The 13,046-nt window shown below is 44.1% G+C and carries 12 protein-coding genes and 1 pseudogene; 2 read left to right on the forward strand and 11 right to left on the reverse strand.

Translation table 11 applies throughout. The features are described from left to right. Positions 1-18: 18 nt before the first annotated feature. The 7 genes from ABVF09_RS03465 to ABVF09_RS03495 all read right to left on the reverse strand — a co-directional run bounded on the left by ABVF09_RS03465 (position 19) and on the right by ABVF09_RS03495 (position 7,913). The gene (locus ABVF09_RS03465) at positions 19-708 is read right to left on the reverse strand and encodes an HAD family hydrolase (RefSeq protein ID WP_026771660.1); all 690 of its coding nucleotides are present in this window, start codon (positions 706-708) and stop codon (positions 19-21) included. A gap of 299 nt (positions 709-1,007) precedes the next feature. Then, positions 1,008-2,834, reverse strand: coding sequence for an oligopeptide ABC transporter substrate-binding protein (gene opp4A / locus ABVF09_RS03470; protein ID WP_371068623.1), 1,827 nt, complete (start codon positions 2,832-2,834; stop codon positions 1,008-1,010). A 106-nt stretch (positions 2,835-2,940) separates the two neighbouring features. After that, positions 2,941-3,840, reverse strand: a complete 900-nt coding sequence (locus tag ABVF09_RS03475) for an ABC transporter permease (RefSeq protein WP_371068624.1) — start codon at positions 3,838-3,840, stop codon at positions 2,941-2,943. A 20-nt stretch (positions 3,841-3,860) separates the two neighbouring features. Then, a complete protein-coding gene (opp4B, locus tag ABVF09_RS03480) occupies positions 3,861-4,823 on the reverse strand; it encodes an oligopeptide ABC transporter permease (protein ID WP_371068625.1) in 963 nt (320 codons plus the stop codon). Positions 4,824-4,830: 7 nt separating this feature from the next. After that, positions 4,831-5,754: an ABC transporter ATP-binding protein gene (locus tag ABVF09_RS03485; RefSeq protein WP_026771664.1), complete on the reverse strand. Its 924-nt coding sequence runs from the start codon at positions 5,752-5,754 to the stop codon at positions 4,831-4,833. Continuing rightward, positions 5,741-6,748 carry an ABC transporter ATP-binding protein gene (locus tag ABVF09_RS03490; protein ID WP_371068626.1) on the reverse strand — a complete coding sequence of 336 codons (1,008 nt, stop codon included), beginning with the start codon at positions 6,746-6,748 and terminating at the stop codon, positions 5,741-5,743. Before ABVF09_RS03490 ends, ABVF09_RS03485 begins: the two co-directional genes overlap by 14 nt. 376 nt (positions 6,749-7,124) lie before the next feature. After that, positions 7,125-7,913 carry an alpha/beta hydrolase gene (locus ABVF09_RS03495; protein ID WP_371068627.1) on the reverse strand — a complete coding sequence of 263 codons (789 nt, stop codon included), beginning with the start codon at positions 7,911-7,913 and terminating at the stop codon, positions 7,125-7,127. Between the two features lie 263 nt (positions 7,914-8,176). Between ABVF09_RS03495 and dacB the strand changes: the two genes are divergently transcribed. After that, positions 8,177-9,682 carry a D-alanyl-D-alanine carboxypeptidase/D-alanyl-D-alanine endopeptidase gene (dacB, locus tag ABVF09_RS03500; RefSeq protein ID WP_371068663.1) on the forward strand — a complete coding sequence of 502 codons (1,506 nt, stop codon included), beginning with the start codon at positions 8,177-8,179 and terminating at the stop codon, positions 9,680-9,682. Positions 9,683-9,964: 282 nt separating this feature from the next. Here the strand turns inward: dacB and ABVF09_RS03505 are convergent, their stop codons facing one another. Next, positions 9,965-10,336: a hypothetical protein gene (locus tag ABVF09_RS03505; RefSeq protein WP_026571645.1), complete on the reverse strand. Its 372-nt coding sequence runs from the start codon at positions 10,334-10,336 to the stop codon at positions 9,965-9,967. Then, positions 10,317-10,868, reverse strand: coding sequence for an acyl-CoA thioesterase (locus ABVF09_RS03510; RefSeq protein ID WP_026571644.1), 552 nt, complete (start codon positions 10,866-10,868; stop codon positions 10,317-10,319). Before ABVF09_RS03510 ends, ABVF09_RS03505 begins: the two co-directional genes overlap by 20 nt. A 283-nt stretch (positions 10,869-11,151) precedes the next feature. On the opposite strand from ABVF09_RS03510, the pseudogene ABVF09_RS03515 reads away from it, so the two are divergent. Beyond that, positions 11,152-11,479, forward strand: a pseudogene (locus ABVF09_RS03515) (transposase); the annotation flags it as partial. 96 nt (positions 11,480-11,575) lie between these two features. Here the strand turns inward: ABVF09_RS03515 and cidR are convergent. After that, positions 11,576-12,472 carry a cidABC operon transcriptional activator CidR gene (gene cidR, locus ABVF09_RS03520; RefSeq protein WP_026771669.1) on the reverse strand — a complete coding sequence of 299 codons (897 nt, stop codon included), beginning with the start codon at positions 12,470-12,472 and terminating at the stop codon, positions 11,576-11,578. 23 nt (positions 12,473-12,495) lie between these two features. Continuing rightward, complete coding sequence (locus tag ABVF09_RS03525) at positions 12,496-13,041, reverse strand: Rossmann-fold NAD(P)-binding domain-containing protein (protein WP_371068628.1); 546 nt, start codon at positions 13,039-13,041, stop codon at positions 12,496-12,498. Positions 13,042-13,046 lie beyond the last annotated feature (5 nt).

Here is a 13,046-nt window from a genome sequence, read left to right on the forward strand (position 1 = left end):
ATAGGAACAAGGAGGTATCTATTTTCTCCTGTTCCTAGTCTCTTTGCTATATTTCAACACGTCTATCTTCAATAAATCCTCTAATTGATGAATGGTGTAATCGGCTGGTTCCGGATTACTCCCCTTTGTCTTTTTCCATACAGTAATCATCCCTGCGTTTCCAGCTGCTGCAATATCCTTTTGCGGATGGTCTCCGACAAACAAGCATTTGTCCAGGGGAGCGTCCAGCTGCCTTGAAGCTCTATGGAAGATAGTTGGATCAGGTTTTTTGATCCCCTCTTTTTCAGAAACCAACACTACGTCAAAAAAACTTTCAATACCAAGCGCTTTGATGGAATCCAGTTGAAAGGGATACCGGCCATTCGTGATGACTCCTAACTTTAACCCCTGAAACCTCAAGGTTTCCAGGACACTTTTAAGGTTGGGATACGGGATACAACTATTCTTGAAGTGACTTATGTAATCATCAAGTAATTCCTGCCAGGAAACAGAAGTAATGGAAAACATACTGACCAGCTGCTGATATACCCTGTCTTTCCAAACATATCCGCCGGCGTCTAATTTCAAGAAAGCTTCGATAAATTCCTTTTTCTCCACACCTTCCAAATAGCCCTCCAGCCGGTCATATTGACGATGTATGAAAAAACGAATGCTTCTTTCACGGTCCAGCATGGTCCCATCCAGATCAAACAGAACAGCCTGTATCATAATGCCAACCTCTTCATGTCTGGTAACCGATCAAAAAATCCTTTGTTCCTTTTTTGCCAGCGCAAGACTTGAGCAGCATCTTCCTTAACAATTGCATCGTCCCTCTCCTTCTATTTCGCCTGGATTTTTTCCATCATCTTCATCATTTATACTATATCTTAACCGTTCATCTTCGTCGACAACTCCTCAATATTTCCTGCCATAAGAAAAACCGAACGATGATTCAAAACAACCTTCGAAAATCGTTCGGTTTTTCTATATTCACCTTGTCTTGCATCCACTACTTCTAGTCTATTCGGTTATTCAGCAGTCACTGCTTCTTCCTGAGTCAAAGCTAACTGATAACGATAGATTCCGACTCCATCCTTGAAGTCGACAGCATAGTTTTGCACCCGGTTGTTCACCGGAATGATCACTGCCCGGTAGACCGTCGGGAATACAGGGATTTCGTCCACCATCAGCTCCTGCCATTTACTATAGACATCCTGACGGTAAGCCTCGTCGAATGCTTTTTCCGATACCCCTTCCTGCAGCAAGGCATCGTTTTCTTCACTTGCATAACGGGTATAATTAAAAGCAGCATCTCTGCCATATAAACCAGCCGGATTGACATCATACCCTACAGACCAGGCACCTTGATAAATGTCGATTTCCGGATCATCTGCTTCCACACGGTCATAGAAAGTATTGAATTCCTGCAAACGGCCATCAAGCAATTCGACTTTCAAGCCTACTGCTTCCCACGCCTGGATATAATATTGAGCCAACGGTTCTGCAGTGTCACCTCCTGACATCGAAGCAAAGTTGATCACAAATTCATTGCCATCTTTGTCCTCACGGATACCATCGCCATTGACATCTTCATAGCCAGCATCGTCCAAAAGCTGGTTCGCCTTGTCAGGATCGTAGGTCGGCGCTTCGATACTGTCATCATGATAGTCAGGGTGGGATGGAGGAATGAGTGTATTGGCATTCCAGCGAAGCCCGTTGTAAAACTTTTTGCCGACCGTATCATTGTCTACGGCATGCCACATGGCTCTTCTTAGATCAACGTCTGCCATTTTTGCTTCAGGATCCGGGATGACCTCACCAGCCTCTGCATCCCATTTTCCCAATTTGAAACCAATGTACGTATAAGCAAGGTCTACGTCGCCGACAAACTCTACATTGGACATATCCGCATTCTCTGGATATTGATCGGTAGGAAAACTATCAACCAAGTCCACTTCTCCATTTTCCAATGCCTGCACGACTACATTCGGATTGATCACTTTTAGCGTAACCCCATCGAGGTTTGGTTCCCCCCGCCAGTAATTTTCGTTTTTCACGAAGGTCACGGATTCACCAGGCACAATCGAGTCTACTTTAAAAGGACCCATCCCGATGGGTTTTTCCCGTACTTCCGGAGAGGAAGACATATCAGCAACCGGAATGTCTTTGAAGATATGTTTTGGCATAGCATAAGACCAAATGCCGCTTGACAAAAGCGATGGGGTAAAGGTGTCATAGGATATTTTCATGGTTTTTTCATCGATGACTTCAATTCCGGATATTGCGTCTGCCTCTCCACTATGGTAGGCCTCCATGCCTTTGATAATAGTAAAATCCGATCCATATCGGATTCCGTCATAGTCCGGGTGACCTATCACCTCGTAGGCAAACTGCCAGTCTTCAGCTGTCACAGGCTCACCATCATGCCAGTTGACGTTATCGCGGATTTTGAATGTGATTGTCTTTGCTTCCCTGTTTACATCGAGCGTTGCAGCTCCGTCATTCGTATAAGCGTAGTTTTCATCCACATCCAACAACGATTCATCGAACCAGCTAATCACCTGTGCATCTGGATTTCCGGAGTAAAAGTTAAAGTTCAATGTCCCTTCAAAAGCAGTATCGGAAACTAAGCCGAAGTTAAGCGTCCCGCCCTCGATGGCCTCTCCTTGATTGGTCTTGATTTGTTCAAAATCATCAATCGAAAAAACATCGTCCTGTGCAGCTTCACCCTTATCCGCATTGTCGTTTCCTTCGACTTCCGCTTCTGCATCCTCGTCATTGCACGCTGTCAAAATGAAAAACATAAGGACCAGCGTCAACAAGGAAAACAGCTTGCCGAGATATCTCTTACTCATCTAATTTCCTCCCCTTAAAATGGTATGCCAGCGCTAGTGACTGACTATCTATACACAGCATCAATAACACCGTCATTGATGTGAGTATCCACTCTAACTGCCTTCTTCACCCTCGCCTCTGTCTTGAATCGGAAGCCCGCTTCAGTGCTTCACCCACATTGCGGACGCTTAACATCAGCACAAAAATCAGTACCGCTGCTGGCACCCATATCCACCATCTGTATTCCAAGGTTTGCGGGTTCCTAGCATAACCAAGCAAAGTACCAAGACTTGGCGTGCTTTCCGGAAATCCGAATCCCAGAAAAGACAGCCCGGACTCCAAACCGATATTCGCAGCTAAATTCAACGTCATCGTAACGATAATCAAGGAACTCAAATTCGGCAGGACTTGTGAAAACATGATTTTCCATTCCGGAGTTCCCAGCGATTTGGATGCCTGAGCATAATCCAGTTCCCTTTCCTGTAAGGCTTTGGAACGAACCAAACGGGCAATCCCCATCCATAAAAAGGAAGTCATAATCAAAGAAAACGAAAAAATATCATATTTGGGAACAATAGCCACGAAAACAATGACAATCATCAAAAACGGGAGAATAAGAAAGAAGTCGACGACCCGCATCATGATATTATCGACCGTCCCGCCAAAGTAACCGGAAATCAAACCATACAGCACCCCTATGATTCCGGTCATCAAGGTGACCAGAATACCGATAGACAGAGAATTGCGTGTACCAATGATCAATTGGCCGAACACATCCCTGCCACCATAATCTGTCCCAAGCCAAAATTCTTCCGATGGGGGTTGATGGATCTCAAACAAATCTACCGAAACAATTTCATCTTGATCTAAAAACAAGGAAATGCCATACACAAAAATCGTGACCAACAACAAGAAAATGAAGGATATAAGTGCAATCCGGTCCCTGGCCAGTTCCCGCCACAAAATCATGACTCCGGAAGGGCTTTTTTCCTGTTTGCCAGGAGTGCCAGCCTGCAGTTCAGCCATGTTTTTCACCTCTTGATCATTTATTTAATACGGATTCTGGGATCTACAATGCTTAAAATGATATCCGACAGCAGCACACCTAAGATGGAAACCACACCCAGCAGCAACACGACCGAAGTGACCACGCTATAATCCCGTAGCGTGATAGAATCCATGAATAACAATCCCATTCCCGGGTAACTGTAAATGGTTTCGACGAATATCGTTCCTCCAATCAAACCAGTGATTTCAAAACCGAGGAATGCCGCAAGCGGAAGCAGAGAATTACGCAAGATATGACGATTATAGACCCGGGACTCCGGAGCCCCTTTCGCTCTTGCTGTGATAATGAAATCTTTTTGTTTGGTATCGATTATTTCACTGCGTAAATATTGGACAGTATTCACCGTGGTGATCAAAGCCATGGACAGAGCCGGCAATAATAGGTGCTGCAGTTTACTCACAATATAAGGGAAGGTTCCTGGCTCAAGTCCCGGTGCCACGCTGCCTCCCGTCGGAAACCATTCCAGCTTGAACCCGAAAACCCAAAGAGATACCAAAGCAAATATGAATAACGGAGTAGCAAAGCCAATGTAGGTATAGCCTGTGATCAACTGGTCGCGAAGTGTGTCATTGTATCTCCCGCTTGTAATGCCAAGAGGGATTGCAATTAGATAGGTAAGAATCAGGGTTGCAACAGCAAGCCAAAAAGTATTGGCAAGCCGCTGTCCAATCAAATCCGTCACTGGCATTTTATGACGGAAAGACTGACCGAGATCTCCATGAAGCGCGGAACCCACCCAATCCACATACTGCACATACCAAGGATTGTTCAAGCCAAGTTTTTCACGTTGCGCCTCGATGGCTGCTGGATCGATATTCGGATCAATTTGTCCAGAGAGAGCGTCACCGGGCATCATCTGAGCCATAAGGAATACCAGGACACTCAGCAATAAAACTTGTGGCATCGTAATGAGCAACCTTCTAACAATGAATTTCCACATAAGATCCTCAACCTTTCTCCGGCAATGCTGCTAGGTGGGAATCAGAGATGTTGCGCAAATCATAGACAAGCCCTTGTTCATCAAAATAATCATGGTAAGAACGTGTGTATTCGGCCTGTACTTCCTGGCGCAGACGCTTTTGAAGAGACCTTTTTTTCGGATCGATATCCGGTATCGCCGCCACCAGCCGTTTTGTGTATATGTGCTGTGGACTATTGAATATCTCTCCCGTTGTCCCCTCTTCGACAAAACGGCCCTTGTACATAATTCCGATCCGGTCACTCATATGCTTGACAATCCCCAAGTCATGGCTGATAAACAAATATGTAAGGTTCAATTCCTCCTGGATCTCCTGCATAAAGTTCAGTACTTGTGCCTGGACCGATACATCAAGAGCGGAAACGGGTTCATCGGCTATGATAAGTTTCGGTTTCAATGCTATCGCCCGGGCAATTCCGATTCTCTGCCGCTGACCACCTGAAAATTCATGAGGGTATTTCCAGATGCTGTCCTCGCTTAGTCCCACCCTTTTTAAAAGTTGAATCACTTGTTCCAGCTCGTCCTGTTTGGTCAGGTTCTCATAGTTCCGAAGCGGTTCGGCGATAATATCCAGCACACGCTTCCTCGGGTTCAAAGAGGAGTAAGGGTCTTGGAAGATCATTTGAACATCTTTTTTTCGCCTGGGATTTTTCCCCGTTAAACCTTCTCCCTCGAAAATCACCTGTCCCTCCGTTATTTTGTTCAAACCGATGATTGCCCGTCCGGTAGTTGTTTTTCCTGATCCTGATTCCCCCACCAATCCGTAGGTTTTCCCTTGTTCAATTGTAAAAGATACACCGTCCACTGCTTTCACAGCGCCGATTTTTCGATTGAACAACCCACCCCGGACCGGGAAATGGACTTTCAAATTTTTCACTTCAAGAAATGCCATGCGTCCATCCCTCCCTTTCCGCCGGGAAATGGAAATGGCGATAACACGTGCATCGCACGAAATGTTCTGGCTTCACTTCATGAAGTTCCGGTTGCTCTTCATGTGCCGAACCATCCAGCCACGGGATACGTTCTGCAAACCTGCAACCCCGTCTTGGCAGATGCTGGAGCGATGGAACAATACCTTGAATGACATGCAGCTTATCCTGTCCTTCATTCGGAACCGAATGCAAAAGCGATCGGGTATAAGGATGGAGCGGCTTTTCAAATAACGTATGGACGTCTGCCAGCTCCACTATCTGGCCTGCATACATCACAGCGACCCTGTCCGCCATTTCAGCCACCACCCCAAGATCATGGGTAATCAGAATGATTCCGGCATGCATGTTTTCTTTTAATTCTCTGATCAAATCTAAAATTTGCGCCTGGATGGTTACATCCAACGCTGTTGTCGGCTCATCGGCTATCAGCAATTCCGGTCTGTTGGCTATGGCGATGGCAATGATCACCCGCTGTCTCATCCCCCCTGACAATTGATGGGGGAATTGTTCACAGATTTGTTCCGGTCGGGGAATGCCCACTTGATTCAGTAAATCGATCACTCTTTCTTTCCGCTTTTTTTTGGTAAGTTTTTTCTGGTGGAGCAGAATGGCTTCCCCTATTTGATCTCCAATATTCATGAGGGGGTTCAAAGCCGTCAACGGGTCCTGAAAAATCATGGAAAGTTGGTCACCGCGGAGCTGATTAAGCTTGCTATACGGCAACCCAACCAGTTCTTGCTCTTTAAATAATATACTGCCTTCTATTTTTGCCCGATTGTGCAACCCCATGATGGAAAAAGCCAGAGCACTTTTACCTGAGCCTGATTCACCGACAATTGCCAACACTTCATTTTTGTTAACCGTCAACGTCACATCGTCTACTGCAGCATAATAACCATCATGGATTCGAAAAGACGTGTTTAAATGCTGAATCTCGAGTAACGTATCAGCCAATATTCTCCCTCCCCGTATCTCATGGATAAAAATGAAAAGCAATAAATTACATTTTTTATCATAAATAGAAAATAAAGGATATAAAGAGTGACAAGATTAATTATATGGGATGGACTTCAAGAAAACAAGCTATTTTTTGATTTTTCGGAAAATTAACAATGTTATTGTTTGATATAATCACTGTGGATAGGGAATTTTTAAGAAAAGCTCAAATGAGGTAATGCATACGCATATGTTGGTCTATGTGAAGAAGTATGTTCATTTTATAAAAAAAAGAGGACACGAGAAAGGGACCAAAAGAAGGAAAATTCTTGTTTCCACTCCCTTTCCCGGGGCTTTTGTAACGGTCCAATGGTTCTATTACAACCCCTAGCCTTCAGGAGGAAACAAACCTGAGAACCTTGCTCATGACATTATAGACCACCGATATGTGATTTTCCCCTTCCGCCTCATGATAGACGGAAAACAAGGAAGGGGATAACCTAGCAAAGGTATCTGCCAGCCGCCTGACGTCTTCCCGCATGAAATCCCTTTCCAACGAACCCGCTGCCAGAAAAACCCCCGTACCTGCTCTTGTTTGTTTTTTGCCTTTATCCCACTCTTCCAAATAGCGGAAAATCCCCCGATCATCCCACCATACCGACGGGCTGCATGCGACATAGCGCTGAAATGAACCAGGATAGTTTAAAAGCGAATAAAGGACGAACAACCCTCCGAGAGAGTGGCCGAACAGTGCCTGCTTCCGTGTATTAATAGATACATGCTCTGAAATCATTGGTTTTACTTCTGACTCAATAAAATTCGCAAAAGCTTTTGCCTGTCCATTTTCATAGTCGGAAAACTGAGGAGGAACTTTTCCGTTTTTAATCGGGAAAGTATAATCTCGGATTCGGTATGCTGGATCAAAGTCCTTTTCTGTCGGATGCCCGAGGCCGACTATGACCAGTGGTGAAACACCAGTTTTGTCCGGCTTATGCGATTGGACACGAGCCATTTCACGAATCGTTTGGAAGAAAGCATTTCCGTCCAACACATAAAGCACAGGAAATCCCTCCTCCGGTACTTCCTGATCGGGTACGCTCACCATCAGCCGGAAATGTTCATTGTTTCCGGATACGATTTCGACCTGTTCTGTATGGGAAAAATAATCCTTTTTCTTTTCCAACGCCTTCTCTCCTTTTTGTATTTATATTTCCTGTCTGCTCTTGCATAGAAAATACTTCTTTTTCCTACACTTTTTAAATAGGCTGGATAAAGGCACCGACTAAGTTCCTGCTCTAAAAGCCATATAAGCTTCCATCCAAGTGGGTAATGGGGCTTGATTTCCGAAAAAAACACCAAATCAGGATGTAATTCCATTATTATTTAACTATTCAAACATTTAAGAGAGGATGTGCAAGTTTGTCTATCATTAAAAAGCGTACCTTAATGCTGCTCGTTTTCGCAATGCTTCTCTTCCTTCCGTTAGCCGGACAAACGATGAACTTTCAGCTTACTGCTTCGGAAGATCCGCCCTCAAGCCAAACAACAGAGACAAAGACATTAAAACAAAAATTGGACGAAATTCTGGCAGATAATAAACTCGCCGGTACTGTGACAGGAGTCAGCGTCCGGAAAGCCAAAACCGGCGAACAGATATATTCACACAATGGGAATACACGTTTACGTCCTGCTTCCAACATGAAATTATTGACGAGTGCCGCCGCTTTGGACACACTGGGACCGGACTATCGATTCACGACCGAAGTATGGACGGACGGATCAGTAAAAGGCAAAGTGCTACACGGCAACCTCTATCTCAAGGGAAAAGGGGACCCGACATTGATGGAGGAAGACTTAAGGCAATTCGCAGCAGCGTTGCAGAATCAAGGCATTCACAAAATTAAAGGCAAGCTCGTCGGGGATGATACGTGGTATGATGACGTACGTTTATCTGAAGATTTGAATTGGTCGGATGAACCCTACTACACCGGAGCCCAGGTATCCGCTCTTACGTTGTCACCTGATTCCGATTTTGATGCCGGAACGGTCATTGTCGAAGTAACCCCTTCTGATCAGGTCGGAGAGCCAGCCAACATCCGATTGACACCTGAGAATGATTACATAACGATCAACAATCAGACAAAGATGGTCGCTGAAAAGGAAACAAAGGATATTTCCATCATCCGTCAGCATGGCACGAACGAAATCGTTATTGAGGGCAGCATGCCATTAAACGGATCGCCATCTAAATCGTGGTCCTCTGTATGGGAACCCACAGGTTATGCTTTGAATGTTTTCAAACGAATCCTGGCGGAAGAAGGCATTTCTTTTATCGGAAAAACCGATATTGGTTTCCATCAAACCCCTAAACAGGCAAAGAGGCTTGCTGAAAAGAAATCAATGCCACTGAAAGAGCTGTTAATCCCCTTTATGAAATTAAGCAACAATGGACATGGAGAGATGTTGACGAAAGAAATGGGCAAAGTAGAGCATGGTGAAGGAAGCTGGGATAAAGGCTTGCAAGTGACCAAGTCGGTTGCGAAAGAATTGGGGGTAGACACCGGCACCATCCAATTGCGTGACGGCTCCGGTATGTCTCATAAAACCTATATCCCTGCCAATAGTCTGTCCCAGTTATTATACCACGCACAGGAGAAACCTTGGTTTCCGGTCTGGGAACAATCTCTTCCTATTGCCGGCATTTCCGACCGCCTGGTCGGGGGAACCCTCCGTAATCGGATGAAAGAAGATCCTGCAAAGGGAAACGTTAAAGCAAAGACCGGTTCACTGAACAGCGTTTCAACACTGTCTGGCTATGTCACTGCCAAAGACGGAGAAAAATTGATCTTTGCCGTCCTGATCAATAATTATCTAGGTTCCAGTTCTGGCAGTTCTGGAATCACCGCAATCGAAGACGAGATTGCCATAACGTTGGCAAAGCATGAATTCTGATTATGGCTTGCAAGAGTACTTTTCTCATCCTGGTCAGAAAGCGGCCGGTTGGCGGCGGAGGCATAGCCGGCCTTCAATTCCTCTCTGCACTTTCGCTGCATAGACTTTTTGCCAGTTATCATTCCAGAAATTCTCTAGTGTAAGCTTATGGCATTTTGCCACACAGAGAGGATTGTCTTAAAACCTCGATGGGGAAGCACTGCAGATAGCAACACTCCAAAATATATATTCTGCTTTTTCGCATTTTCCAATTAAAATCGCCCTTTGTGATCCGCCCCATCCTTACTTCATAATAGTCGAACCTTGGAGCAGTTCTGGTTTCGCTCCAAGTAGAAGCAGACATATTTTTGACTCGCTGACCTGCCGATGCCTTTCGATAATATCTTTTACCAAATTAATATCCGCCCGGTTTTTAAGTTTTTCTACTTCTTCCAGATACAAGCTGAGAACGGATTCCCTCACAAATTCCGGTTGATATTTTGGTGTCTCCTCCATCAACAAGGAACCCAAATACCCGTATTTGATCTGCAGCTGTCTTGTCAGGCTCACTACGTGAAGAAGGTGTTCATAAAGCTCCGGCTTTTGCTGTTTTAAGTGTTCTATATCCTCTTTAGCCTGATAAATTTCTGATAGACTAGCTAATTTCTTGGTCATGTATCTTCTCTCCTCTTTCCCAAGGCTTAAGTATGCCGATTTTTTCCGTTAGTTCCTTGCTATGCTTTCTACGTTGTCTCCGGATTTCTGCACGCTCTTTACCTGACTCGTAAAGGAAAATTTCTTCCTCGGTTTCGGGAATGATTTCAGGTACTTTAATCGGTTTTTTATTTTCATCTAAAGCTACAAACGTTAAAAATGCCGTTGCTGCAATGCGACGTTCACCTGTAAGCATATCCTCTGCAATCACCTTGCAAAAAATTTCCATGGATTTATTCCCTGTGTAAGAAACAAAGGATTCTACACAAACCGAATCAGTCTGATGAATCGGATGCAAGAAATCAATAGAATCTGTCGAAGCTGTCACACATTCTTTTACCCTGGCATGGCGTCTTGCCGATAATGTAGCATTGTTATCCAGTTTTTTCATTAGCACTCCACCGAACAACGTGTTGTAATTGTTCAAATCATTAATCATTACTTGATCCGTATTGACTATCAAACTTTCCTTTGGATTCTTTGCATCAACCATTTGATCGATCCTTCCTTCGTTTTTTGTGTACATACTGAGTGTAAAACTGCCGGAAAGGATTCGTAAAATGGATATTTTTTATTGAAAGGATAGATTTTATCTATGTAATCGCTTCAACCTATGGAGGAAAAGTATGGTTTTGGCAAAACGCATTAGAAAAATAAATGCGCCTTTCTTCCAACTTCAGGGAAAATCGGACAATTCACAGCTTTTGACAGACGATCAGCTGTACTTATTTCTGAGCTTATTGGCTATGCCGCCTCCATCCTAGGGTCAACCTCAAAATCAGCTAGAAACCCACTATTTTGATGTCGAAAAGCGTAAACGTTGTCCTCTTCAGAAAGGGTGTTATAAACCTGATGCCAAAACCAAAAGTTATTCGGTCAGCTTAAAATCCGAAGAACATATCGATCAACTCACCTTTCAAAACAGTGATACCTTAAAAAAAAGTGCGAAGGAACGATATAAGATTGAAGCTGAAAATAGCGAATTGAAGCATAGAACACGGATATGAGGCCGCCTCATCACCGGGTCTCGCAGGCATGCGCGTTCAAGGTGCTATGGGGATTTTCACGGCAAACGTAAAACGAATCGTTAAACTAATGCTCTAAAAATCAGACGAAAAGCGGTCAGTGGGGAAATTTAATTCCGCACTGACCGCTTTTTTAAAATGCTACCTATCATAAAACTTCTATATTTTAGTGGCCTCATGTCGAGGTGTTTCCTAAAGTCAAGCGTTCTTGGGTGTACTCAAGCCACTCCCTGGTCGCATACGATAAGTAATGATTTTTCCTCCATATTACCGCCAAATCCCACTCAATCGTCGGTTTTACTATTTTTATTGTCCGCACCTTTTCTTTTAAGAGTTGGGAAACACTATAAGGCAGGATACAGATCCCCAAATCGGTCGCAATCATTTTTCCGATAAAATCCCATTGGGAGCTTTCAGCAACGACCCGGGGGATAAATCCTGCATTTCTACATGCCTCTGAAATTTGATCATTCAGCGCAAAATCTTTATTGAACAATATAAATTGCTGTTCCTTCAATTCTTCCAATTTCACTTGTTTTCTGGAAGCAAGCGAATGGGATTCAGGGACTACTACCCGCAACTCTTCTTTCATGAAAGAAAAGTAATGGAATTCATCTTCCATTGTCGGCAAAACGGTAATTCCCACATCCAATTCATCATGATAAATATCTTCTTCGATTTTTTTTGTCCCGTTTTCGATAAGCTGAAATGTTATCTGTGGATAAAGCTGATGAAAGTCTCCTAAAATACGAATAAATTTATCGGCATCCATAATCGGGGGCAAACCGATACGAATATGCCCTTTTTGCAATCCCAGTAAATCGTCAAGTTCTGTTTGTAAATTGTCAAATGCCTTATCGATTGTATGGGCTTGTTCGAGTATGATTCTTCCAGCATCCGTCAATTCCAACTGCTTTTTTGACCGATCAAAAAGCTCTACACCCAGCTCCGCTTCAAGATTTTTTATCATCTTACTGATGGTAGGCTGCGTCACATACAAATGATCCGCGGCCCGAGTAAAACTGTTGTACTGACAAACTTCTATAAAGTATTTTAAATGCCTGATATCCATCATATGCACCTCTCTTCCACCATTCAACAAGGACGTTTCTCATATGGATGGACCGTCCCGACGACAGCTCCATCTTCATCATTCTTCACGCTTTCTATAATACCATCAGCTATTTCAGCGTGTGTCAGCCATCTTGATCCATTTCCAGTCATGACAAATCCCAAGTAAATACTTCGATATTGACAGGATGCAGGCACGCTTAATGGTTCATCTTCAAAGTAACGTCTACTTCCTTTCACATGGTAAAGCCGCCATCTGTCTGACCATTCGGTGATTACCCGGCTGATTCGTTCCACGGCAGGGTAAAAAGGCGACCAGCAGACTGCCAAAGTGATCGGCCCATGCTTGTCCATAGCTCGCTTCAGCTCTGTCTCCAAAGCGTCCAAATTATAATAATCTACTGCGATATTGTTAAGTCGTGCCGGATCACCAGCCATCTTCATCAAGTCGCTATGTTTCTCCTGCGTCCTGCCAATCACGGAAACTTGTGCATGATGATCCGCCAGCCATATTGACACTTTTGACAACATACCTGTACCACCGATGACCAGAACATGGTTTTCATTCATCCAAT

It is taken from the genome of Sediminibacillus sp. JSM 1682029, assembly GCF_041366435.1.
GTDB lineage: Bacteria > Bacillota > Bacilli > Bacillales > Amphibacillaceae > Sediminibacillus > Sediminibacillus terrae.

Excerpts from the sequence above, each read along its gene's own strand:
- ABVF09_RS03465 (WP_026771660.1), bottom strand. The coding sequence starts at position 708 with ATGATACAGGCTGTTCTGTTTGATCTGGATGGGACCATGCTGGACCGT.
- opp4A (WP_371068623.1), bottom strand. The coding sequence starts at position 2,834 with ATGAGTAAGAGATATCTCGGCAAGCTGTTTTCCTTGTTGACGCTGGTC.
- ABVF09_RS03475 (WP_371068624.1), bottom strand. The coding sequence starts at position 3,840 with ATGGCTGAACTGCAGGCTGGCACTCCTGGCAAACAGGAAAAAAGCCCT.
- opp4B (WP_371068625.1), bottom strand. The coding sequence starts at position 4,823 with ATGTGGAAATTCATTGTTAGAAGGTTGCTCATTACGATGCCACAAGTT.
- ABVF09_RS03485 (WP_026771664.1), bottom strand. The coding sequence starts at position 5,754 with ATGGCATTTCTTGAAGTGAAAAATTTGAAAGTCCATTTCCCGGTCCGG.
- dacB (WP_371068663.1), top strand. The coding sequence starts at position 8,177 with ATGCTGCTCGTTTTCGCAATGCTTCTCTTCCTTCCGTTAGCCGGACAA.
- ABVF09_RS03505 (WP_026571645.1), bottom strand. The coding sequence starts at position 10,336 with ATGACCAAGAAATTAGCTAGTCTATCAGAAATTTATCAGGCTAAAGAG.
- ABVF09_RS03510 (WP_026571644.1), bottom strand. The coding sequence starts at position 10,868 with ATGGTTGATGCAAAGAATCCAAAGGAAAGTTTGATAGTCAATACGGAT.
- cidR (WP_026771669.1), bottom strand. The coding sequence starts at position 12,472 with ATGGATATCAGGCATTTAAAATACTTTATAGAAGTTTGTCAGTACAAC.
- ABVF09_RS03525 (WP_371068628.1), bottom strand. The coding sequence starts at position 13,041 with ATGAATGAAAACCATGTTCTGGTCATCGGTGGTACAGGTATGTTGTCA.